At 46.7% G+C, this 22,921-nt stretch carries 19 protein-coding genes and 1 pseudogene; 5 read left to right on the top strand and 15 right to left on the bottom strand.

The window, feature by feature from the left end:
• Positions 1 to 359: pseudogene (locus Q0K92_RS11110) on the bottom strand (copper oxidase); the annotation flags it as partial.
• 304 nt (positions 360 to 663) lie between these two features.
• Here Q0K92_RS11110 and Q0K92_RS11105 point away from each other — a divergent pair.
• The 4 genes from Q0K92_RS11105 to Q0K92_RS11090 all read left to right on the top strand — a co-directional run bounded on the left by Q0K92_RS11105 (position 664) and on the right by Q0K92_RS11090 (position 5,532).
• On the top strand, positions 664 to 1,542 hold the full coding sequence (locus tag Q0K92_RS11105; protein WP_297325868.1) for a DUF6502 family protein: 879 nt from the start codon (positions 664 to 666) through the stop codon (positions 1,540 to 1,542).
• Between the two features lie 25 nt (positions 1,543 to 1,567).
• Entirely contained in the window at positions 1,568 to 3,199 is a 1,632-nt protein-coding gene (locus Q0K92_RS11100; protein ID WP_297325867.1) for a DUF5666 domain-containing protein, read from the top strand.
• Between the two features lie 402 nt (positions 3,200 to 3,601).
• Entirely contained in the window at positions 3,602 to 4,834 is a 1,233-nt protein-coding gene (locus Q0K92_RS11095; protein WP_297325866.1) for a hypothetical protein, read from the top strand.
• A 200-nt stretch (positions 4,835 to 5,034) separates the two neighbouring features.
• Positions 5,035 to 5,532, top strand: a complete 498-nt coding sequence (locus Q0K92_RS11090; RefSeq protein ID WP_297325865.1) for a septal ring lytic transglycosylase RlpA family protein — start codon at positions 5,035 to 5,037, stop codon at positions 5,530 to 5,532.
• A 4-nt stretch (positions 5,533 to 5,536) separates the two neighbouring features.
• On the opposite strand, the gene Q0K92_RS11085 is transcribed toward Q0K92_RS11090, so the two are convergent.
• The 13 genes from Q0K92_RS11085 to Q0K92_RS11025 form a co-directional block, all read right to left on the bottom strand.
• Positions 5,537 to 6,538 (bottom strand): type II secretion system protein, encoded by a 1,002-nt coding sequence (locus Q0K92_RS11085; protein WP_297325864.1) that lies wholly within the window; start codon positions 6,536 to 6,538, stop codon positions 5,537 to 5,539.
• 36 nt (positions 6,539 to 6,574) lie between these two features.
• Positions 6,575 to 6,958 carry a prepilin-type N-terminal cleavage/methylation domain-containing protein gene (locus Q0K92_RS11080; protein WP_297325863.1) on the bottom strand — a complete coding sequence of 128 codons (384 nt, stop codon included), beginning with the start codon at positions 6,956 to 6,958 and terminating at the stop codon, positions 6,575 to 6,577.
• 5 nt (positions 6,959 to 6,963) lie between these two features.
• Positions 6,964 to 7,476 (bottom strand): type II secretion system protein, encoded by a 513-nt coding sequence (locus Q0K92_RS11075; RefSeq protein WP_297325862.1) that lies wholly within the window; start codon positions 7,474 to 7,476, stop codon positions 6,964 to 6,966.
• Positions 7,473 to 9,770 carry a secretin and TonB N-terminal domain-containing protein gene (locus Q0K92_RS11070; RefSeq protein ID WP_297325861.1) on the bottom strand — a complete coding sequence of 766 codons (2,298 nt, stop codon included), beginning with the start codon at positions 9,768 to 9,770 and terminating at the stop codon, positions 7,473 to 7,475. Before Q0K92_RS11070 ends, Q0K92_RS11075 begins: the two co-directional genes overlap by 4 nt.
• Positions 9,767 to 10,333, bottom strand: a complete 567-nt coding sequence (locus Q0K92_RS11065) for a hypothetical protein (protein ID WP_297325860.1) — start codon at positions 10,331 to 10,333, stop codon at positions 9,767 to 9,769. Before Q0K92_RS11065 ends, Q0K92_RS11070 begins: the two co-directional genes overlap by 4 nt.
• Before the next feature lie 5 nt (positions 10,334 to 10,338).
• A complete protein-coding gene (locus tag Q0K92_RS11060; RefSeq protein WP_366084340.1) occupies positions 10,339 to 10,923 on the bottom strand; it encodes a hypothetical protein in 585 nt (194 codons plus the stop codon).
• Entirely contained in the window at positions 10,920 to 11,468 is a 549-nt protein-coding gene (locus tag Q0K92_RS11055; protein WP_297325858.1) for a PilN domain-containing protein, read from the bottom strand. Before Q0K92_RS11055 ends, Q0K92_RS11060 begins: the two co-directional genes overlap by 4 nt.
• On the bottom strand, positions 11,456 to 12,289 hold the full coding sequence (locus Q0K92_RS11050; protein ID WP_297325857.1) for a hypothetical protein: 834 nt from the start codon (positions 12,287 to 12,289) through the stop codon (positions 11,456 to 11,458). The genes Q0K92_RS11055 and Q0K92_RS11050 overlap by 13 nt, the downstream gene beginning before the upstream one ends.
• The gene (locus Q0K92_RS11045) at positions 12,270 to 13,958 is read right to left on the bottom strand and encodes a GspE/PulE family protein (protein ID WP_297325871.1); all 1,689 of its coding nucleotides are present in this window, start codon (positions 13,956 to 13,958) and stop codon (positions 12,270 to 12,272) included. The genes Q0K92_RS11050 and Q0K92_RS11045 overlap by 20 nt, the downstream gene beginning before the upstream one ends.
• A complete protein-coding gene (locus Q0K92_RS11040; protein ID WP_297325870.1) occupies positions 13,958 to 15,142 on the bottom strand; it encodes a type II secretion system F family protein in 1,185 nt (394 codons plus the stop codon). The genes Q0K92_RS11045 and Q0K92_RS11040 overlap by 1 nt, the downstream gene beginning before the upstream one ends.
• A gap of 9 nt (positions 15,143 to 15,151) precedes the next feature.
• Positions 15,152 to 15,586, bottom strand: coding sequence for a type II secretion system major pseudopilin GspG (gspG, locus tag Q0K92_RS11035; RefSeq protein ID WP_297325869.1), 435 nt, complete (start codon positions 15,584 to 15,586; stop codon positions 15,152 to 15,154).
• A 147-nt stretch (positions 15,587 to 15,733) separates the two neighbouring features.
• Positions 15,734 to 16,417 carry a zinc metallopeptidase gene (locus tag Q0K92_RS11030; protein ID WP_297325856.1) on the bottom strand — a complete coding sequence of 228 codons (684 nt, stop codon included), beginning with the start codon at positions 16,415 to 16,417 and terminating at the stop codon, positions 15,734 to 15,736.
• 89 nt (positions 16,418 to 16,506) lie between these two features.
• Positions 16,507 to 16,677 carry a hypothetical protein gene (locus Q0K92_RS11025; protein WP_297325855.1) on the bottom strand — a complete coding sequence of 57 codons (171 nt, stop codon included), beginning with the start codon at positions 16,675 to 16,677 and terminating at the stop codon, positions 16,507 to 16,509.
• Here Q0K92_RS11025 and Q0K92_RS11020 point away from each other — a divergent pair.
• On the top strand, positions 16,671 to 20,825 hold the full coding sequence (locus tag Q0K92_RS11020) for a PAS domain S-box protein (protein ID WP_297325854.1): 4,155 nt from the start codon (positions 16,671 to 16,673) through the stop codon (positions 20,823 to 20,825). The genes Q0K92_RS11025 and Q0K92_RS11020 overlap by 7 nt on opposite strands.
• Before the next feature lie 122 nt (positions 20,826 to 20,947).
• Here Q0K92_RS11020 and Q0K92_RS11015 read toward each other — a convergent pair whose 3' ends face one another.
• On the bottom strand, positions 20,948 to 22,789 hold the full coding sequence (locus tag Q0K92_RS11015) for a multicopper oxidase domain-containing protein (protein WP_297325853.1): 1,842 nt from the start codon (positions 22,787 to 22,789) through the stop codon (positions 20,948 to 20,950).
• Between the last annotated feature and the right edge of the window lie 132 nt (positions 22,790 to 22,921).

Raw genomic sequence — 22,921 nt, 5'->3', positions numbered from 1 at the left:
ATACTGCAGGTGAAAACATATAGACCGGGCGTTGTCAGCGTCACATCATCGCCGCCTTTTCTGGGTTCCGTATTAAATGGCATGTTGGCAGCGCCTGTTGGATAGATCAAACTGGTCCTTGTATGCACTGTATTGGAATTGCCGGAAAACTTGACGCGTACACCTGGCGAGGCAATTGCAATCGAGCGGTTACCTGCGACTGCCGTTCCGGTATCAAACCAACGTCCTGGATTATCGGTCAGTTGAAATTCGATCTCGTTATCACCAGCAGAGGCAGTGCCTGCCGATAAAAGAGTTAAAACCGCTGACGAATAAACAGTCAGATTCATCATTTTTTTAATAAAGTTTGTGGCTAGCATTTAATTCCCTCCATGGATTAATTAGCTTGATTTCCGACTTCTTTCTGCACTTTCTGCATTAACCCAGTTGCGCCGCTATTCTGGCGTCACGGGGTTTTTCTTAATCGCAATCAAGTTGCTTCAGCAAGACATCGCTGTGATGTGCGTGTCTAATTCTTTTGATATAAAAATATACTACGTGGGAAATATTTCCATGTCAACTAAATGTGTAATAATTTCCCACATTGTGTTTGCTGCGTCGTGGTATTATTGTTGCTATTAATTTCCAATTTTATTTTAATAACCTGATATCCATATTCTTAATATGCACTGCGTTCTTCCCTCTATTTCAATATTTTCACCAGCACTTGTTTCTGCATTGCGCCGGGTATTGCGACCATTTATCAAATTGATGCTAGCAAAAGGGATTACTTATAATTACTTATCCGAATTACTGAAGGATATCTTTGTAGAGGTGGCGGAAAAAGAATTCAGGATAGGAGGAAAACCCTCTACTGACAGTCACTTAAGTCTACTTACGGGTATTCATCGCAAAGACATCAAGCGATTACGTCATTGCGATCATTCCAATACCGAGATTATCCCGCAAACAGTTTCAATGGGCGCGCGACTCGTAAGTCTGTGGACAAGTAATACGCGTTATTTGGATGAAAATAATCAACCCAAGCCTTTGCCCAGATTTATTAAAGAGGGGGGGGATATTTCTTTTGAAGGATTGGTTGCCAGCGTGAGCTGTGACATTCGTTCGCGAGTCGTACTTGATGAATGGCTAAGGCTCGGCGTAGCTCACTTTGACGATAAAAGGCGTGTCTGTCTCAATACAGCCGCTTTTATCCCTGTACATGGCTTTGACGAAAAAGTTTATTATTTTGGCCATAATCTGCACGATCATGCAGCAGCAGCTACCAGTAATTTGTTACAAGAAAATCAACCATTTCTGGAACGTAGCGTTTATTATGACGGATTAAGCGCAGACTCAGTCAGGATACTCGCTGAAAAATCTGAGTCTTTTGGGATGGAATCTCTACTCGCCATTAACAAAGAGGCCATAGAACTGGAAAAGAATGATGCGCTGAATAGTGGTCCGCGGCACCGTATGACATTTGGTATTTATTACTTTAGTGAATCTGTTGAGCCAGAGATATCGGCAGAGAAGAAAAATAATGTGCATAACAATTGGTGAATAAAAAATACGTTAGAACTCCTGGATGACAAAAATTTCATTGACAGCGGCATATCATATTAGCGCTTATCTATCGCGCATTGTTGCCTTGTTGCTTATATGTTCGGTGAATGCATTAGCAAAAAATAATTGCGAGTCAAATGCTTCAGCAATTAATCCTGCGGTTCTTGGGCAATCTGGCATTGGTGGTACAGGTATTTATGGCAGCAAAACCGGCGTAACTGTATCCGATTCCGGCATCGGTGGCACAGGCATTTACGATGGCGGAGTAGGAGGAACCGGGAATCAGGAAAGTGGAATAGGCGGAACCGGAAGTGTCGCAAGCGATTCCGGTATCGGCGGCACGGGCATTGTTGGCACCATTACCGGATTTGCGAGTATTTGTGTCAACGGTGTAGAAATTCACTATGACGACAATACGCCAATCTCTGTCGATGGGCGACCATCCACGGTTCGCGATCTGGCGTTAGGTCAGGTAGTTGCTGTGCGTACAATCGGCACAGGCCATGAGTTCACAGCACGTAACATTGCGGTCGTCCATGCTGCCGTTGGGCCTATCAGTAGCCTTAACTCTGAAACTCGAGAAGTGCATGTATTAGGTCAAACGATACAAATTGGGCAATCGAGAGATCAGGATCATTTTTCAAGCTTGAGAGCTGGCGATTGGGTGCAAGTTAGCGGTCACAGACTGGCCGGCGGCACCATCGTAGCATCCCGTATTGAATCAATTCAACCACTTGCAGAAGCCAAAATAGTGGGGCATGTGACTCAGGTGGATGCTGGCGGTTTTGAGGTTAATGGCGCTCGCATCGAGCATGGCGTTCAATCATTACCGACTGATCTTGCACAAGGTATGGAAGTGCGGGTGACAGGTCACTGGGATGGCGCTCATCTGCAGGCACTGCATATCCAAGCTGAACCTACACGCCAAAGCATTGGCAATGTGGAACATATGGTGATCGAAGGATATGTTCATGCACTCAATGACAAGGAAGTCAATTTGAGTAGCCGGGCTATCACGCTTGACTCCAATGTGCAGATGGCAGCGGGCCACGCAAGAGGTGATCTCAGACAGGATCAACGCATTCAAATCAGCGGCCGATTGGGTGCAGATCAGCGAATTATTGCAGAACATATTGAATTAAAGCATGAATCACCAGTTCAACTGCTGGAAAGATACGAGAGAAATCAAACTGATGGCGGCGGTAAAGACAAAAAGAATAATTCAGAAAATGAACCCACCAAAGGGAATGATGGCGGTAAAAACCATAACGACGGCCATAGTGAAAGCAACAGCAAAGATAGCATAAAAAAAGAAATCGATGTGAACCCAGGCAAGAATCATGCTTCTGGAGGGAGTACTCGTTCAGAAAACTCACCTCCGGTTAGAGATAATAGTGAAAAGAAATCGGACCATGCAGGCTCGTCTGGGCGCGAGCATACCGAAAAATCATATGAAAAACGTGAAAATCCCTCAGATCATAAACCCATAGATAAACCTGAAAAACCAGGAGAATCTAATTTGCGGGACAGGCCTGGTGATCATAGGGAAAATTCACGGGATATTGATAGTCACAGAAATAATCTACGAGACATCGATATACCAGAACGGGTGCGCGACCATGGCGGTCATCATGATAGGCATATTGACAGATAAATGGAGCGCGCGCAGTCACTAATACAAGAAAAGAAAGTTGTAATAACGTAATTCACTCCGTCAGAGTGAATCTTGGTGATATACCATGCCTTCAGAATCATTACATTGCAATAGCAAATATGATGATTCTCACGTAGTTCTCAATGGATTGTCAGAATATAGAATTGATTACAGTCAATCCATTTCTAAGCAAATACCTAGATCAAAATAAATAAAATACTAATTTACTTTTCAGATTGTTAGTCTTACCCTATGCGAACAAAGTGTAGATAAAATATTCTGTGCAAATCAAAAGCATAGAGCTTGTTATATCAATTCAACATTAGCAGGCCGTTGTGATAGGTTATTGAATACACTTAAGTTGTAGTTGGTCAAATTAGTTGAAATAACAAGCAAGTTCTCATGCATCAATTATCATCATTTAAGCAGGTCAGTATCATCCTGCTCTTATCGTTTGTTTGCAGCTCCCCTGCCGTGTTGGCGAATGGATTTAGTTTCAGTACTGCAACCGATTTTACTACGGGTAATTACGGTGGGACTAAATCGACCGACATCTGGTATGTCCCTTTTACAGCGCGCTATGACAAGGATCGGGCATCTTTCAGAGTTATTGTTCCTTATCTCAATATTACAGGACCTGGTAATGTGCTTGGACCTGGGATTGGAGGCCTTGATGGTAGTGGAATCATAGGAGGAGGCGGTGGTTTTATCGGTGGTGGCGGTGTGATTGTATGCGATGAAGCCAATAATAATTGCGCAGGAAGAGCGCCGGCGCGCAGTGGGGGCAATTCAGGTTCCGGTGGTAATTCAGGCTCAGGTAACAATTCGGGTTCAGGAGGCAACTCGGGGCCAGGAAACAATTCAGGATCGGGAGGCAGTTCAGGTTCCGGCAATAGCGGTGATGGCTCGAGTGATGACAATGGAGGTAACAGTAACAGCGGCAGTGGTAGTGGTAGTGGTAGTGGTAGTGATAGTGGTAGTGGTAGTGATAGTGGTAGTGATAGTGATGACACTGGAAGTAATAGCGGTAATGGCAGTAACGGCAACGGTGATGACTCCGGGGATGTAAACCAGTCAAGGCAGAATAAAATAAGTACGCTGGGCCTTGTGGGCGGTATTCCTTTGGGTGACGGGGGAGCTCTCACAAGATCAACCCAATCCGGTCTGGGCGATATCATCACTGCGTTTAGCTACAATCTAATCGATCACGCACCTAGCGGCATTGCGTTCGATATCACAACCCGCTTAAAAATACCGACAGCGAATGCCCAGCAGAATTTAGGGACTGGTCAAGTTGATTATGCAATTCAGGGGGATTTATTTAAAACGATATCGCAGTTTACGCTGAGTGCGACATTCGGTTATAGAATACTTGGCAACCCATCCGGAATTACTTTTCATAATGTGATGTACGGTGCCGCAAGTGTTGGTTATCGCTTATCTCCAAGTGTCACACTGGGTACCAGTTACAATATGGGGCAGTCGCCAATAAGACTCCAAGACAGCAGGGATCTTACGCTATATCTTTCACAGAGAGTCAGTGATAATTTCAGACTCAATATTTATGGCTTGAAAGGCTTCTCAGAACGAAGCCCTGATTGGGGTGGCGGTATTAATATACGTTATGTTTTTTAGTGCTTGGAAACCAATTCTCTGAGTACCCTCGGTTAAAAACGATCCCGAGTACTGATACATGGTGCTCATATGATCGAATGATACCAATTCACTATTTTTGCAAACTCCGGCAGAACGCTTTTGCATAGCTATTTGCCATCGAATATGATTATAATCATTCTTGTTTTATATACGGAATTTGTGTATTTAAAAATTCTCCTATGCCACAACTGATCCATACCAAAGCGCTTGGAATCATGTTACTGATGGCCGCGTTACTCAGCGGGTGTGCCATATTTTCCGACTCACCGTCTCGCTCAACTGGAAACGATCGTCGTTCGCCCAATCCTAACGCCGCCTATAATAAGCCTTATAAAGTTCATGGCGTTACTTATTATCCATTAAAATCAGCGGCTGGATATCGTGAAGTCGGCACCGCATCCTGGTATGGCTCAGAATCGGGCAATCGCACGGCAATGGGTACGCGCTTTGTTTCGCATGGGTTGACCGCCGCTCATAAAACGCTACCGTTACCTTCCAGCGTTAGAGTGACTAACTTGACTAATGGCCGTTATGTCGATGTCATTGTCAATGACCGCGGACCTTTCAAAAAAGGCAGGCTCATTGATTTATCACACGGTGCTGCAAGGAAAATCGGGCTGCATGGCGTCGGGAAAGTAAAAATCGAATATCTTGACAGCAAAATCAGTCAGAAATAACCATTCAGTTCAACATCGCACTATGTTTCCCCAACGTAAGCAGGTCAATCGTCTGCCGGGAAGCCGGCAGCAGGTGATTTAGAACCACCTGTTGGCGCAGATTGCGGTGAAAATGGCGAATTCTTGGCAGCAGCTCCCGATGCCCCAGACGAAGATTGAGGAGAAAATGGTGACGCAGGAGTAGCAGAAGGCGTTGATGATGCGCCTGGTTTTGCGGGAGTCGCTCCTGCAGCCCCAGGCGTAATGGTGACGCAGGAGTAGCAGAAGGCGTTGATGATGCGCCTGGTTTTGCGGGAGTCGCTCCTGCAGCCCCAGGCGTTTTTGAATCCGGCTTATAAACGAATTGCCAATCCTGATAGGTTAAAGCCTCAGAGAATTTCGCAAAGTGCTCCGGAAATTGATCTTTTTTGATGGGCTTTTTCTCAGAAAGGCTATATACACCGATGATTCTTTTACCGACACCGGAGCTGATTCCTGAGCTACTACTCGCAGGCACTGAACTATTAGCAGCTGCTGCGTTAGCACCAGTACTTGCTGCGGGTGTTGAACCGGTATTGGCAGCTGAGCTCTGATTCGGCGCTAAATTCTGATTGGGTGTAGTGCCTTGCTTCTGAGCTGAACTTTGACCCTGCGTTGAGCTTTGATTCTGCGCCGAGCCTTTATTGCCTGCTGCCGGACTGGTATTGGGTGGTGGTTCTGCGACAAGTCCCCATTCGGTCGTGTTGGTGATCGGATCCACATAGATTTTTCGTAAATGGCGCTTGATATTGGGTGACCGCTCATCCTTCAGTAAATCTTCCAATGATTCCGGGTATTGTTTGGTACCGCTATTATGATAAGACATAATGGCCTTGCGGAATTCTTCGCCGATAAACATCAGCTCTGCTTCTTTTTCTCGCTGGGATTTTGTTTGCCACATCTGTCCCGTCCCTGCCATCACGATTCCAGCCAATACCACTGAAAATAATGCCCATAAGTAAACAAAGCCATTTTCTAAGCGCGGCATGCTATTTTTCCAAGGAAATGGACAGTCGAACAGAAGTTACCATTCTTCATAAAACGAACCATCCGCAGCCCGGCCTGAATAGCCGCTGTGAACATCGTAGACACCTGCTTCTGTTAAGTTCTTGGGTGGCACTGCAATCCAGGTTTCTTTGCTTTCTGTGAATGGATCAACCGGGATGCTGCGCAAATATCGCTTGTCGACTAATTCTTCCAGATCAAGTGGATACTTGCCAAAATCAGAATAAAACTGATCGATTGCATTACGCATGATGCCGAGGTCCTGCCGCAGCACAGCTTCTTTGGCTTTATCGAGCGAGCTGAAATAGCGGGGCGCGACGATACTCAATAGCGTCGCGATAATTGCCATCACCACCAACAGTTCAATCAGTGTAAAACCTTTATGCATCGGACGATGAAGCATACTGGTCACCATTCGCGGTAGGGAATACCGTTAAGGCCGATGGCTTCTGAGCGCGAGTGAACATCGAACACATCATCACCTTCTTTGGGACTATCCCATGGACTTTCGTAGCTGCGCTTGCCCCAGGTATCGACATTCGGCGTCACTGCCGTACCGGCAACATCCAATTCAACGAACATCGGGTCTCGGGGTAAACGGCGCAGAAAATAAATAATTTTTTTTTGCGGACTTTTGACATCCTGGACACCCATGAACAACTCCTCCAGGCGCGGCGGATAACCGGATTCATCGGCCTTTTTGGTAATGCGCCCATCGTCGACAGCTTGCTTATAAGCGTCGATTGCTGCGCGTATTTGTCGCAAAGCCGTGCGCAACTCCTGCTCTTTCTCACGTTGCACCATCAATTCACGAAAAGGCAGCGCAGCCGTCGCCAGAATGCCCATGATTGCCACCACGATCATCAATTCAATCAGCGTGAAACCCTTATATCTAACAAGAATTCCGGGTGGGTGCATCATTTAATATTGATCGTTGCCGTTGCCGGTAGTGTCACATTGACAGAATCGCCATTTTCGATATCTTCCGCGGTTGCGCTCTGGATGCTGATCTCTGTTGTTCCCGGATTGGACGCGATCACTTTAAAGCGTAGCTGCGTCGCTAAGCCGGAAAGCTGGTCTTTACCTAACTTGAGCGTACGCGTGCCTGACTTAGCGCCGCCGTCCAGGAGTTCCAACACACTGGACTCATAATTGAGTTGCGCATCGGCATTCACAGTAGCTTTTGCGCCAACCAGCCTGACATTAACCGAAAACTCCTTATCCAACCCCACATTAGTGGGTACTTGCATAGTGAGTGTAGGTTCCGACGCTGCAGCATTTGCAAAAGGATTGGGAACAGCCTGTTGATCATCCGATGGCGCGAAGGCATTCGGTACAATCTTTGCCGCACTTTGACCTGAACCGGCTGGCGCGATGGCTAATGATTGCGCTGCGGTTTTTTGAATGACAACGGGTAACTTACCCGCTTCGCTGGCGGTGCCGAAATGATATTCCTTTTCCAGATTGGTTGGCTTTGGAATATTGCGGATAATACGTGGTGTAATTAATAGCACAACCTCCGTTTTCGTACGCTTTATATCTTGAGATGAAGTTAATCTATCAAGCCCCGGAATATTTAACAATCCCGCAAGACCACCAATAGTTTTAGTCTCATTATTTTGAACCAATCCCGCCAGTACCTGTGTTTCACCGTCTTTCAAAGACAAAATAGTTTCCGCGCTACGACTTACAATTCTGGGTGCCTTCGGAGGGGTCGATCCAGCAGAAGACGGCCCATCCACAAAACCACTGATACTACTGACTTCCAGGGTCACTTTCATGGTGACATCATCATTTAAACCAATACGTGGCTCAACATCCAGCTTGATCCCAACGTCGATAAAAGTCGGCGTTGACGTGACGATAGAATTAATGCCCGGCTGGACATTGGCGGTGAAAAAAGGCTCCTTTTGACCAATGTGAATCTTGGCTTTTTCCTTATTACTTACTCGGATTCTCGGGTTTGCAAGTAGATCCGCATTTGTGAGACTATGTTTAAAATCAATCACTGCTTGATTAGCGATGGAAAAACTCTTAAGCCCAAGAGCATTAGCACCAATTTGATTCAGTATAACCGATCCCGTAGTAGGCGCCGCCGCGCCCACACCCGTTAATCCACTGAACGTAACTTTCTGAGGAAAATTTGGACCCAGTAAGAAAGTATTATCACGTGCGATTTCAAGTACCACCACGTCTAACAAGACTTCTGGCTCGGCCAAGTCATTCAATGATACAAGCCGTTCTGTTAGGCGAATGGCTTCGAGTGTATCGCGCATAATAAACAGATTGAGTTGTTCATTAACGTAAATATCTTTTGCCTTGACGATGCCCCTGACCATGGCCACCATTTGCTTGACATCGGTATGCGCGACTTGAAAGCTGCGTGCGATCAGTTCTTGATAATCTTTCTGTTTCGCCGGTGTATTGGGGTAGATCAGTAATGAGTTACTATTGAGCACCTTATACGCCATTTGGTTGGTAGTAAGAATTAGCTTGAGAATGTCTTCAATAGTATTATTACGCACAAAAATAGAGACTTTAGTGTCTTGCCGGATATCTTTATCAAAAACAAAATTAATTCCCGCGGTCCGTGACATAAGTTCAAACACCGATTTCAAATCGGTATCTTTAAATTCCATCGTCACAGCTTTTTTAAAAGCAGACTCTAGGGCCAGATTTGTAACTTCAGGGCGAGTAAGGCGAGAATTAATTTCCGCAATCAATTGCCGCGCATGTGATTGTTCAGGATTTTCCTGCAAAACAGCTCTAACAACAGTTTCTGCACTGGCTAAATCATTTTTTTCCAGCAGTGCTTTGGCAGAACTCACGGCAGCAATATGACGACGCTCTGACTGCACTGCTTCAAGACCTTCTTTTGCTCTATAATTAAATGGATAGACACTTAATACTCGCTGGTAACTTCTTTCCGCCTGATCTAAGTTACCGGAAAAACGCAAATTATCGGCTTCAACGAGTAGCTTGCCGATTACTTCATCGCGTAACCGTATCAATACAGCTTGAATCTCTTTGTTCTCAGGTTCTTCGCGCGCCGCTTGCTCGAGTCTTGCAAGCCCACTTTCCAATTGACCTGCGGTGATCAATTTCTGTCCTTCATCAAATGCAACATTGCGAGTACCGAATGATCTATTATTGATTGCACACCCGGTAATAATTACGAGCAGAATGCTCAGGGCAATAATTCTCCAGCTTCTCATCTAAAATTTCCTGCAATTTTATTATTGATCGTAAGCGTCTGTTTGATATTCAGTGGCAAGTAAGTCATGGTAATCGCATCGTCATTAATTGAATCCAGCCGGTATTTATCATTGATTTTTCCGCCGATCTTAGCAATAAAATTCTCTCCGGATTGCGCAAGAAAAACCCATGTTTCATTGTCTGAAATCGCTTTCCCGGCATATTTGAATGGTAATGGCGGTGCTGTCGGCGCCGGCGGTGGGGACGATTTTGCTATTTGCGCGGCTTTAGCCGCTTGCTCTTCCAAACTGACCGGAGGCTGCTTGGGCGTCCATGTGGTCGATGCAAACAATTCCCCCGCTGACGGATTAAATTTTCTTTGTCCCAGTTTGCTGATATCCAAATATTCTGAATTGTTTTCTTGGGCTTTTGTTTTATCGACGGATGACTTGGCGGATTGTACCGGTTCCACCGTATTGATGATGGTTTCTTCGTCTTCCCCGCCAACCAGCACAACAGCAATCAGCGTTGCGATTAAGGCGCCTCCCAATAATAATTTTCGTTTTTTCTCAGCTGAATCCATCAGGTTTATTTATTCAGATAAAGATTAATTTCAAGGCGTACTTCGAGTTTCTCAGAGGTCACATTTTCACGTTTAATGGCAATCGCCGAAATTGCCATCGCCGGAACTGCTTCAAGCGCATCGGCCATAAAGGCGCGTACTTGCGCATAGCTGCCTCTTACCGGCAGGATCATTTCATACCGCGCCAAGCGCGCATCACTTTCATTGACCAAGCGATACTCACTGCTGCTGAGTTCCACATTTTGCTTTTTGGCGATGCGCACTAATTCCCGGATCCAGAAGGGTGATGAGTCAATGCGCGGAAAAAAATCATAAAATGCTTGCAGCGCCTGATCGCCACTCATTTTCTTTCCACTTTCCGTATTATCACCCGGTGCTTGTTTTGATAGCGCTTGTATTTGTAATGTTTCAGCACGCTCTTTCAGTTTCTGCAAAACGGATTCTTGCGGCAATACTGCCGAGAAAAAATAGACACTGGTAGCCACCAGCAAACCGATGCCGATTTTACCGATAACCCCCAGGCGACCGATGTGCCAGCGCAGTTGCGGCACAAGTCGATTCAATTGTGTATATAGTGTTTCAGTTTTCAAACGGTTCCAATCCATGCGGCTGTCAAAAGAAAAACGATTGGCCGGTGCGGGTTATCCTGTTTTATTTTGTAGTTTAACAAATGCACATTTTCAAACACTACTTCACGTTCCAATGCTTCTACAAAATCAAGCAACTCGGACATATTTTTGGCTTCACCACTGATGCGCAATGTACGACTCGATACATTCGGTTGCAGTGATAATAATGCGATTTGTTCTGTCGCAGCAGATTCGATTGAATCAAATAACGTTTCCCAAGGCAAATTGATTTGATCCAATATGCCATTCGCTAGTGCAATTTCTTTGCGGATTTCCTGACTAAATTCTCTGATCCGTGCTGTTGACCGCGTGCGTGGTGCAGCTTTTTGCTGCTGCTGTTTCTCTAAACGCTCAACGCGATTGTTCCAATAATTAACTTCTTCAGTAATGGAGCGAAATTGTAACAGCACCCCGGCAAGAATCAGTAATCCAATGAGCAGTATTGCAAAATCAACCTGCGGGATTGATTGCTCGTGATAAGGAAATTTTAATCTTAAGCGGGACATTGATCCATCCCGGCATTATCAGCGACCACTGATGGGTAGTGCGGCAACACCGGTATCTGGTCCGTTGGTATTGGCACAATGTTCCATCCGCAGTTTTTGGGTAACGTGAGTGCCGGGTGCTCCGGCGCAAACACGTATACTAATTCGATAGCTTCTTTATTGCCAAAAAAAATGGCTTCCTGATCCAATGCGGCGAGAAGTTCATCGGCAACGCCATGTAAAATCCGCTGATTGCGAATGCTGTACCAGATTCCGTTGGATAGTATGGCAATACAAATACGCCCGGTTTCTATGACAGCAAAAAATAGCGTGTTGCCGCTCAACAGCTTGCGCCAGTGATCATAAACCGATGCCAGATAAGGTTCGACCTCTTTGAGTTTACATTGATGTCGTGCTGCCATTGCTTCCAATTGTGTCATCAAATCGCGGGGGATTGCCGCACAAATAGCACCATTTACTGGATTCCATTCACTGACACTCAGGTTCCACGAGTCAATACGCTCGGCATATATCTCGCGCAGTCGAAAAGTGGCATAGGATTTCACTTCTTCCGGCGTGGCTATTTCTGCTTGAGGTGGCAGTGTCACATAGCGCACAAAATGATTGGACAGTGTGATAGTCAGTTCTGTACCGGCCACATCCGTCAGATTTTTTTCTAAGTTCTGTACTGCGGCTTGCCACGCAGGTACGCCTTGAATGCGCTGGCACAATGCAGTTATCTTAGCGGCTTGCACGGGTTTAAAGCCGCGCGCGAGACGGACTAAATCGATCCGTTCGGGTGCCAGGAAAACCTGAATCTGATCACGCCACAATCGTGACACGATTGGCCTCCTCTAAGCTGGTTAATCCTTGTTTGACCATATCTAAAGCGGCTTCACGCAGGAAGCGCGTGCCATTATTCCGTGCCGCTTCTTTGATGCGGCGTATGGGCTCCTGCGCCACAATGAGTTCGCGGATTTCATCATTCAGAATCAGAATCTCAGCAATTGCATTTCTACCTTTATACCCACTGCCGCGGCATTGGCCACAACCTCTGCCATTACGGAACTTGTATTGATCCGCTTCATCCGCAGGAATTCCTGATTCTGCAATCACTGTATCATCCGGACGCTCGTCAACTGCGCAATGCGCACATAATAAACGCACTAATCTCTGTGCAGCAATTCCATTCAGGGCGGACACAAAACTGTAGGGATCAACACCCATGTGTGAGAATCGTCCAATCACGTCAAATACGTTATTAGCGTGCACTGTAGTAAATACCAGATGTCCCGTCAGTGCAGCTTGTATGGCAATTTGCGCAGTTTCGGAATCCCGAATCTCGCCCACCATAATTTTATCAGGATCATGCCGCAGAATTGAACGCAGCCCCCGCGCAAAGGTCAATCCCTTTTTTTCATTCACCGGAATTTGCAAAACACCGGGTAACTGATATTCAATCGGATCTTCAATGGTAATAATCTTATCACTGCCTTTATTCACTTCAGATATTGCGGCATACAACGAGGTTGTTTTGCCACTACCAGTGGGGCCGGTAACCAGCAACATGCCGTAGGGTTCCGAGCTCAAGCGGCGGATACTTGCGATGGCCGCCGCATTAAAACCCAGTTGATTTAATGTCAATCCTTCGATTTGATCGGACAGTGCCTGCCGGTCAAGAATACGCAGCACAGCATCTTCGCCGAAAATACTCGGCATGATAGAGACACGAAAATCAATTTCCCTGCCCTGGATGGAGATTTTGAATCGGCCATCTTGGGGTACGCGGCGCTCAGCAATATCCAATTCCGACATGACTTTGATGCGGGATATGACTTGCTCGGCCAGATCCGCACCTTGTATGACACCCATGGAGGATAACACGCCGTCGATGCGGTATTTTATTGACAGCGCACTCGTGGTCATTTCCAGGTGAATATCACTGGCCTGGGATTTATGTGCATCATACAGCGTGGAATGTACCAGCCGTACCACCTGGCTGGTGCCTGCATTGATGCTCTTTAACGATAAATCTTCAATACCGCTCTGTATTTTATCCAGCTCGGCAGAAGGCAATACCTGATCCATCGCACGCATGGTTTTTTCTTGCTGACTGAAGAAAGCAGTCAAGTCAGCCGGATGTACCAGATGCCATTCAACAGCCATATCAAAACGTTCTTCCGCCCACGCACGCAATTTACTTGAAAATGGATTGCTGACAGCAAGTAAATAGGCCTGCTCGCGACGAAATAGCGCGCATTCATGCATGATGGCTTCTGCAAAAGGCAGCCGATCAAATGCCGGGCTGAGCGTATGGATTGCTTTCATCTCCAGTACCGGCATATGGAGCAACTGCCCTAGCTGTTGCGTCAACTCATCGGGGGCATAGCCGCTGGTATCTTCCAGCACTTGGATGACGGAAACACCCTGGCTGATGGCTTTTCGCCGCGCATCGGCCAGATGATTGATGTCAATCGGTGGTTTGCTTTCGGATGGAATGGCAGTTTCGATCAATTGATACTTCCAGCCAATTCAAATATTGGCATATACATAAGAATAATGATACCACCAATGACGATACCGATGACCGCCATCAATAATGGTTCGATCAGCTTGGTTGTCCACTCGACCCAGCGTGCAATTTCCTCATCATGAAAATTGCCGATCCGTTCCATCATATCGCCCATCAAACCTGTTCTCTCACCAACGCGCAGCATGCGATTCCCCACTGCAGTGGTTAATCCTTCCAGTTCCATGGCACTGGAAATGGTCCTGCCTTCACGGATATGCTTGGCAGCTGCTTCCACTTTGGGACGAAAATGGGCCTGGAGTAGTCCGCTCACCATTTCCAACGCCTGTGTAATGGGAATGCCGCCGCGCAGCAGCATGCCGAGTGTTTTATAGAAACGCGCTAACTGATAAACACGCATATGTTCGCCAATCGCCGGAATACGCCATAACAATTTCAGGATACTGGCTCGAAAAGCCGGCCGTGTCACAGCATAAACAGTTACCGTAAGCAGAGCTCCCGTCATCATGGCTAATTCCCAGCCCCGTTCTTCAACGAAATGCCCCCATTTGATCAGCAATAATGACATCCACGGTAAATCGCTGCCCATATCGTCATAAATCGCGCTGAATTTGGGAACCACAAATACCATCAGGAAGATAGAAACCAGAAAGCCGACGACCAGTAACAGCACGGGATAAATGGATGCACCGACCAGTTTCTTGCGTACAAAATCCATCTGTGTTTGGTAGCTGATAAATCGTGTCAGAGCTTCCGGGAGATCGCCGGTGCGTTCACTGGCGCGAATGGTTGCAATATATAAGGGTGGAAATGCCTGCGGGTACTCTTCCAGAGCTTGCGAGAAGGTGACGCCTTCATACAGCCGCGCAAGAATATTTTGGATAATTTTACGATTACTGGCATCCTGCTCTTTTTCCAGCAAAGTTTCGATACTTTCTACCAGACTGAGCCCAGCGGTTTGTAAGGAAAGCAATTCCTGGCTGAAGTGGACTAATGGAAAACGCGTGTTCGATTTCAGTGAGAAGCCTGAAAAGCTGCGCCGCACACTTAAAACCATGCCGCCTTGTTCAATGACCTGAAGACGCGCTTCTGCTTCACTGTTCGCTTCCAGTTCAAGGTGCACGGTTCCTTGTCCGGACAAGACCGCTTTCACTGCATAACGCATTGCCCGCATCTACCAGTTCGTAATATCGGCGGCTTCACCCTCACCACCTGGTTGCCCATCTTTGCCATATGAGAGTAAGTCAAATTCTGAGCGTTCGCCAGGATACTTATAGACATAAGGACGTCCCCACGGATCGGATGGCGGCATTTTTGCAAGATAAGGCCCTTGCCATCTTGCTTCATTATTGGGGCGTGTTACCAGTGCGGCTAATCCCTGCTCGGTCGCTGGGTAACCTCCCACATCCAAGCGATATTGGTGTAGTGCTTTTTCCAGCGAATCGATCTGCGCTTGCGCCATTTTGATTTCTGATTTACCGACTTGCGAAAAGTATTTTGGCCCAACGTAAGCCGCCAGTAAACCAATGATCACCATGACAACGAGCAATTCAAGTAGTGTGAATCCACGTACGTCTTTTGCCTTGTGTTGCCTAACTAAAACCATCATATTCATCCTTTAGCTTAAAAAATTGCTGATCATTTTACTTGTGAGTAAATAGACTGTAACCATTAAATAACACATGGTAAGTTGCTTATATTACAGGGTCAAGACCGCGAGTATCATAAATACTGGAATTTTAACCGCTCAAAACAGTTAACGCCGCAGAATTGCCCACCATCGGCCAATATTAAGTAATGTCATCAGTGAGGCGGAAACGTAGGTCCAAGCGGCTGCACGCAGAATTTTGCGGGCATGCGGTTCATCGCCCTGAATCAGATATTTACCTTGCTCCAGCATGGGCAAAGCGCGCGCAAAACTGGCATGCAATTCCATCGGGAGTGTAACCAAATGCACAACGGTTGCCGCTCCCAGTGTCAACAAACCACCGAGCAAAAATAACGCGCCCGCACTGGGTGCTTTGGTAATGACCGTAATGACGGGTGCGATCATCAAAATAGCCGCACCCAATTTCTCCGCCGGCGCAGCGATTGCTACCAGCCGTGTGCGTAATTTTAATGGCAAATAACCATCCCGGTCCTGTATGGCATGCCCTACTTCATGCGCTGCCACCGTGATTGCCGTCAGCGACTTACCGTTAAATTTATCCGCTGTCAGACGTACCGCTTTTTCTATCGGATCATAATGATCGCCGTGCTCCGTCACCTCCACCCTGACAGTCTGCAAGTTCGCCCAATCCAATAAAATACGCGCCAGCTCACCGCCGGTGCCCGGATAACGGTCTTCGGGATGACTGTATTTCTCAAGCGTGTGCTTGACCCAGTAAGACGGTCCCAGAATCAGCACAATAATCAAGATCATCAGTATTAGATAAAACATAGTTCATCCGGGTGCATTTTCAGTGCGAAGAGGAAATTCATAGAAAAATTGTTATCTTGAAAAGATCAGATTGCCAACTCAACGGCCTGTTAATCAGATAGCAAGCACGAACCATTGGTTCCATGATGTGCTATTTGCGCACCGATGCGGGAATCGATGCTCATCGTAACGGGCTGTTGGCGGATGCTACCACATAGTTGATCGAGAACCTGTTGTTTGGCAAAGCTAAGTGAGATATCCTGAGCTTTTATTAGTGGCACTGATAATCCGCTTGGCGATTGTCACGTTATTGGACTCAAGCTTGCTGCAACAGCTTGCCCAATCAAAAATATTCAGCCATCACATGATAAGTAACGATCGGCCAGACGCACATTGGCATTATTTATTTCAGTTGCTGATACTGGCCGCTTTGTATTTTACCTTCGGTTACATCAGTCTCCTAACCACAGCTTCTTACTACATTATTACTCCGGTTTTCTTCGTGGCTGAGGGTATCGCACTGGCCGCTATTATTTTGCTGGGTCCGAGGGTTTGGCCGGGCATTTTCTTGGGGCAGTTGGCGCTTGCTTTGAGCGTAGGGCTTGAATTTCTGCCGTCGCTGACCATTTCTGTCGTCAACAGTATTGAGGTAACGCTTGGAGCAACCTTGTTTAAGCGCTGGAAGCTTGATCCTGCCTTGAACAAGGTGCGCGATTTAAGTCATCTGTTCGTGATGATTTTTCTCATTCTGCAACCCCTCAGCGCGACTTTCGGAACCTTGACACTGTTATTTTTCAATGTCATTCAGGAATCGTCGAATTATCTCCAGGCTTGGATCTATTGGTGGCTTGGCAACTGCATGGGACAAATTTTGGTAACACCGCTGTTACTGATTCTATTTTCTTTACCTAACCGCCGCCACCGCATTATGCAATCGATACAAAGTGCAATGGTGCCGATTATCCTGATATTACCAGCCACTTGGCTGATTTTCGGCAATTTGGGTTTTAGCAGCATTGCCCTGGCGATGGTGATTTATGCATTACTCTTGACATGGATCGCGATAAAAAGCGGATTGGCCATCGTGTCTCTGATTTGTAGCGGAATTACCTTTTTGTCTTTGTATGAGACATTGCACGGATGGGGTCCCTTTGTGCTGAATGGCGATCCGAATATCTTTGACATGAACATTTTTATTCTGGGTATTACGCTCACGGCACAGTTTGTCAGTGTGCTGTTTGCCGAACGCAATCGGATCGAAGCCGAGCTGCGAAAAAATGAAGCGAAGTTTTATGCGATTATTGATTCATCCCCTGTTCCCACGGCCGTTAATGATGAACATCAAAATATCACGTATCTGAACAAAGCATTTACGCAATTATTTGGCTATACGGTGACAGATATTCCAGCATTGGCTGATTGGTGGCCCAAGGCCTATCCGGACAGTGAATATCGCCAATGGGTGACAACAGCATGGGCCAGAAATCTGAAAAAGGCTACCAGAGAAAAAACCGATTTTGAGCCGCTTGATCTTGTCATCCGGTGCAAGGACGGCTCTCAGCGCAACGTCATTGCAACCGCTTCCCCACTGGAATCTCCGGCATTTACTAAAAATCATCTGGTCACATTATTTGATATCATCGTCCGCAAAAATCTGGAAACTCAGCTGATTGAGAATCATAAATTTCTCGAAGATTTATCGAATAATATTCCCGGCTTCATCTACCAGTTTCAGCGTTTTCCTGATGGACGCAGCTGCATTCCTTTTGCCAGCAAAGGTATGACCCAGATCCTGGGCATAGCACCCGAGAAGGTTGTCACAGATGCTGCTCCGATATTGTCTATGATTCATCCCGAAGACTCTGAGATTTTGTGCTCGTCGATTCGGGAATCTGCAGATACATTAAATGATTGGTATTTTGAGTTCCGCATTGTTACCGGACAAAATGAAACCCGGTGGATACATGCGCAATCCAAACCAGCCAAGCAGCATGATGGAAGTACCATATGGAATGGCTATGCAACCGATATTTCGGAATTAAAAGATGTATCGCTGAAATTTGAAGCTTTGCTGAATCTGGCCAGCGATGGCGTGCACATTCTGGATGAAGGTGGAAATATCGTGCATTTTAGCCGCTCATTCGCACAAATGCTCGGCTATAGCTACGAAGAAACCGCGCGATTAAATGTGCTGGACTGGGATGTGCAGATCCCCAAAGAAAAACTCATGAATATGTTGCGAGAAATTATAAAATCATCGCATATTCTCGAAACACGCCATCGACGCAAGGATGGCAGCATTTTTGATGTCGAAATTAATGCAAGCGGAATCGAAGTTTCAGGCAGGAAATATATCTATGCGTCGTCACGCGATATTACCAATCGGAAACTGCGTGATCAGGAGATTGAATTTCAACGTTTGCGCTTATCCAATATTATTGAAGGCACCCATACCGGTACCTGGGAATGGAATGTGCAAACCGGTGAAATTACAATCAATGAGCGCTGGGCGGAGATTATCGGTTACACGCGTGCTGAGCTTTTTCCTACCACAGCGGAAACATGGCTCAGGTTTGCTCATCCGGAAGATTTGCCGCGATCCGAAGCACTCCTCAGAGATCACTTTGCCGGAAAAATTCCCTATTACGAATGCGAAGCTCGCCTACGCCACAAAGCAGGACATTGGGTTTGGGGGCTGGGTCGTGGCAAGGTATCAAGCTGGACCGAAGATGGTCGGGCTTTAATGATGTTTGGAACGCATCAAGACATTACTGATCGCAAGGAACGCGAAGCAATGTTCATAGAAGCACGACAACAGGCTGAAGCTGCCAGCATCGCCAAAACCCGGTTTCTCGCCATGATGTCGCATGAAATCCGCACCCCCATGAATGCCATATTGGGTATGGCTTATTTATTGGGAAAAACTTCTCTTGATGCACGTCAGAGCATGTATTTAAGTAATATCGAAGGCGCCTCGAATATTTTGTTAGGCGTTATCAATGACATTCTGGATTACTCTAAAATTGAAGCGAACAAACTTGAATTGGAAAGTATCCCTTTTGATTTGAACAGCATTCTGGAGAATCTGGCGGTACTTGCGTCGATAGCGGCAAAAGACAAATCCATTGATGTGCTTTTTTACGTGGAACCGGATGTTCCCCGGCACTTTATGGGCGACCCGCTAAGGCTGGGGCAGATATTCATTAATTTGACCAACAATGCGATTAAATTTACGGATCACGGCGAAGTCATCGTTCGTATCGCGGTTGAAAGCATTGACCAATCTGGAACCACTACGCTTGCCTTCAGCGTGGCCGACAGTGGTATAGGCATGACCACTGAGCAAATGGGAAATCTTTTTCAAGCGTTCTCACAAGCGGATTCTTCCATTACACGCCGCTTCGGCGGTACCGGTTTAGGGCTATCCATTTCCTACCGACTGGCGCAACAAATGCATGGCACTATTTTAGTGGAAAGTACGTATGGAAAAGGCAGCAAGTTCCACTGTACCGTTAAGCTGCGCCCGGCAGATCACGGCGAGCAGCCCTGGGTAATGATTCCTCATGATCTGCAGTCACTGAAGATCATGATCATTGACGATAATGCGATTACACGCCAGGTTCTCGCAGAGATTGTGCAGTCTCTGGGGTGGAATGCTGCTGCTGTGGAAAGCGGCGCACAAGCCATCCAAAAGCTCACGGATGCGGATCTCATGCCATTTGATTTGCTGTTGCTGACCGCGCACACCCCTAATCCCGGTTGTCTCGAGATTATGCATGACATCGGAGTGATTCTGCCCGCTCACCGCCAGCCCAAAATTATATGGATTACTAACCATATGGACTCCATGTTTGCGAAAGACATCAAGGATACTGGGATGATCAGTATCTTAATCAGGCCTTTTACCTCACTAACTCTGGTTGATGCAGTGGTTGCACTTTTCAGGAGAAAAGAAGTGGATAAAATCGATCAAGATCAGACGTTGAAAGATGCACAAAAGCAATTCGCCGGTGCACATATTCTTGTTGCCGAAGACAACGAATTCAACCGAATGCTGATAGTTGAGTTGTTAAGCAATTGGGGAATTACAGTGAGTCTTGCGCAAAACGGTGTTGAATGCCTGGATCGCCTCAAAGCGCCCGAACGCCCATTCGACCTAATTTTTATGGATATACAAATGCCCGTCATGGACGGTTTGGAAGCAACCCAACAAATTCGCCATGATCTGCGTCTGACCGATATTCCTATTATCGCTCTGACAGCCAATGTGATGGAACAAGATCAGCAAAAATTTATCCACGTGGGCATGGATGCCTTCTTAGCGAAACCTTTTGATCCTGAACAGCTATACCAGATTCTTCAGCGTTTTATCACAAATGATCGCCCCATGACCAAGACTTCTGCACAACTTCCCCCCTCAGCGCAATAGCCAATTAAAATAATGAGAAGTAAAAGACAGCTGGAGCAAAATCTAGGGCACCCTTGGCTACACCCATGCCCGTCAGTATTTCTCAATGCATATTCATCATTATTTTCTCTTTGTACCTCCTTTCATTCCTCAATGTCGAAACGCACCATCATATCGTGGTCTTCGTGGACTGTATTGTGGCAGTGCATCACATATTTTCCAACGTAATCCCGAAAGCGTATAAATACTCTCATGCGTGTATTCGGCCCCAATACGAAGACATCCTTGCGTCCTCTCTCGTGCACCGGTATGGGCACTTCGATGCCGTCCACAAATTTATTGAGGATAATTCCTTCTTCCAAATGGATATGGATAGGATGGCTCCAGCCACCGGATGGATTGTTTAAGTTCCAGATTTCCGCGCTGCCTTTAGTGATAGTGGCGCGTGCAGTATTGGCATCCATGAAGCGGTCATTGATTGACCACATACCGTTTTTGCGCGCAAATACCCAGTTTCTGACTCGTGCTGCTGCGATTTCCGCCTCAGTTGGTCTGCGTATTGGGCGCAAAAAACTCGGCACCTGGCTGACATCTTCCTCAGCAGGCTCATAATCGACAATGAACTTAAGCAAGCGCTTGCCGGGTGCCTGAGCGCCATCGGGCCCACGTGTATTATCCTGCTCTAGCCGGTTGACGAGATAAAGTTCCGTTCCCAATGCATATTGGGAGAAGTCCACTACAATGTCGGCGCGTTCGGCCACGGCCAGTCTGATCCTAGTTTGATTGAGTAATGGTCTGGGCAGGAGATTGCCGTCATTAGCGATATAAGTGAAGCGCTGCACTCTATTTGCAGCATTAACCAGATGAAACTGGTAGAACCGGCTTGGTCCCGAATCGAGCAGGCGCAGGCGATACTTGCGGCGGGCTACTCTCAGCACCGGTTCGATCATGCCATTGACCGTAATCTTGTCACCCAATGTACCTTCGGGATCAAACTGGTCGTATATATGGATGCCATTCGCGTTAAAACGCAAGTCCTTGAATACCAACGGATAGTCATAGGGATGGCTTGGCAGCCGCAAGGCATTCGGATTGGCATCATGTTCGTCGCCCGAATCGAGCTCATCGAACAACAGGTAAAAGGCGGCTATTCCGCGAATCGCATTAGGCGCAGTGAAATCCAGCGTATGATCGTGATACCACAATGTGCCAAGCGCCTCGCGGCTATCTCCAATACCGCCAAATTCCTCGAGTCCGGCATAGATGTTGGGATAAAAATGATCCTTATATATGCCTGGCGCATCAAGCGTTGGACCTTTTTTTGTCCTGCTGAAAAAGTCACCCGGGAAGCCGTCGCTCTCAGAACCAACGTGCAGATTGTGCAGATGCATGCTGATTTCAGGTGAGCCGAAGCCGGTCAACGCTGTGCTGTTACTACCATGGTCCTCTGGCAACTCGTTATGCAAACGGATGATGACTGGACGCCCGTAGCGTGCAAAAATCGTAGGATTACGATGGGGAGCACCACTTTCCGTGCGACCGACATAGTTCCACACCAGCTGAGGCGGGTAATCCGGATGGAATACGTGATCGGTAATCGCTTCAACCTTTAGCTCATAAAGATCTGCCTCGTCGGGCTGAAGAACCGGTGCAGCGAAGAATTCGTCCCAGCGCTGATGTTTGGCACGCCCAACCTCGCCAACATCGGTATAGGCATCCCCTTGCGGCGGCGGTAAAGGACCTGCAAACAGATCTGTTTGCTGCAGCGGTTCGCCCACCACAGGCAATTCTTGCTGCCACGGTGTGGTTGGCGGGCTGGGCGGCAATGGCGGGACAATTACTTGCGCTAAGCTTTTACGTGAAGTCAATATTGCCGGCGCTGCCAGGATTGCGGCGCCAGTCGTCTTAAAGAAAGCGCGTCGCGATTGATTCAATGAAGAACAAGGATAGCCATCTTGGGTACAGTCATCTTTCGTGTTTTTCATGATATCCCCTTTATTTATACTTTCTCATCAATAAATTTGATCGTCTCTCAGTGTAACTAGGGTCTGTTGACATTTCACATAGGTAACCATAGATACCCACATGCCATAGCGACCATGCTTTCGTAATTTCTC

The organism is Nitrosomonas sp., from assembly GCF_024282095.1.
Taxonomy (GTDB): domain Bacteria; phylum Pseudomonadota; class Gammaproteobacteria; order Burkholderiales; family Nitrosomonadaceae; genus Nitrosomonas.
This window is presented reverse-complemented; position numbering and strand designations above follow the sequence as displayed.

What these genes read in the sequence shown, in the direction of transcription:
- Q0K92_RS11105 (WP_297325868.1), top strand. Translation starts at nt 664, where the DNA reads ATGCACTGCGTTCTTCCCTCTATTTCAATATTTTCACCAGCACTTGTT.
- Q0K92_RS11100 (WP_297325867.1), top strand. Translation starts at nt 1,568, where the DNA reads ATGACAAAAATTTCATTGACAGCGGCATATCATATTAGCGCTTATCTA.
- Q0K92_RS11095 (WP_297325866.1), top strand. Translation starts at nt 3,602, where the DNA reads ATGCATCAATTATCATCATTTAAGCAGGTCAGTATCATCCTGCTCTTA.
- Q0K92_RS11090 (WP_297325865.1), top strand. Translation starts at nt 5,035, where the DNA reads ATGCCACAACTGATCCATACCAAAGCGCTTGGAATCATGTTACTGATG.
- Q0K92_RS11085 (WP_297325864.1), bottom strand. Translation starts at nt 6,538, where the DNA reads ATGCCGCGCTTAGAAAATGGCTTTGTTTACTTATGGGCATTATTTTCA.
- Q0K92_RS11080 (WP_297325863.1), bottom strand. Translation starts at nt 6,958, where the DNA reads ATGCTTCATCGTCCGATGCATAAAGGTTTTACACTGATTGAACTGTTG.
- Q0K92_RS11075 (WP_297325862.1), bottom strand. Translation starts at nt 7,476, where the DNA reads ATGATGCACCCACCCGGAATTCTTGTTAGATATAAGGGTTTCACGCTG.
- Q0K92_RS11070 (WP_297325861.1), bottom strand. Translation starts at nt 9,770, where the DNA reads ATGAGAAGCTGGAGAATTATTGCCCTGAGCATTCTGCTCGTAATTATT.
- Q0K92_RS11065 (WP_297325860.1), bottom strand. Translation starts at nt 10,333, where the DNA reads ATGGATTCAGCTGAGAAAAAACGAAAATTATTATTGGGAGGCGCCTTA.
- Q0K92_RS11055 (WP_297325858.1), bottom strand. Translation starts at nt 11,468, where the DNA reads ATGTCCCGCTTAAGATTAAAATTTCCTTATCACGAGCAATCAATCCCG.
- Q0K92_RS11040 (WP_297325870.1), bottom strand. Translation starts at nt 15,142, where the DNA reads ATGCGTTATGCAGTGAAAGCGGTCTTGTCCGGACAAGGAACCGTGCAC.
- gspG (WP_297325869.1), bottom strand. Translation starts at nt 15,586, where the DNA reads ATGATGGTTTTAGTTAGGCAACACAAGGCAAAAGACGTACGTGGATTC.
- Q0K92_RS11030 (WP_297325856.1), bottom strand. Translation starts at nt 16,417, where the DNA reads ATGTTTTATCTAATACTGATGATCTTGATTATTGTGCTGATTCTGGGA.
- Q0K92_RS11015 (WP_297325853.1), bottom strand. Translation starts at nt 22,789, where the DNA reads ATGAAAAACACGAAAGATGACTGTACCCAAGATGGCTATCCTTGTTCT.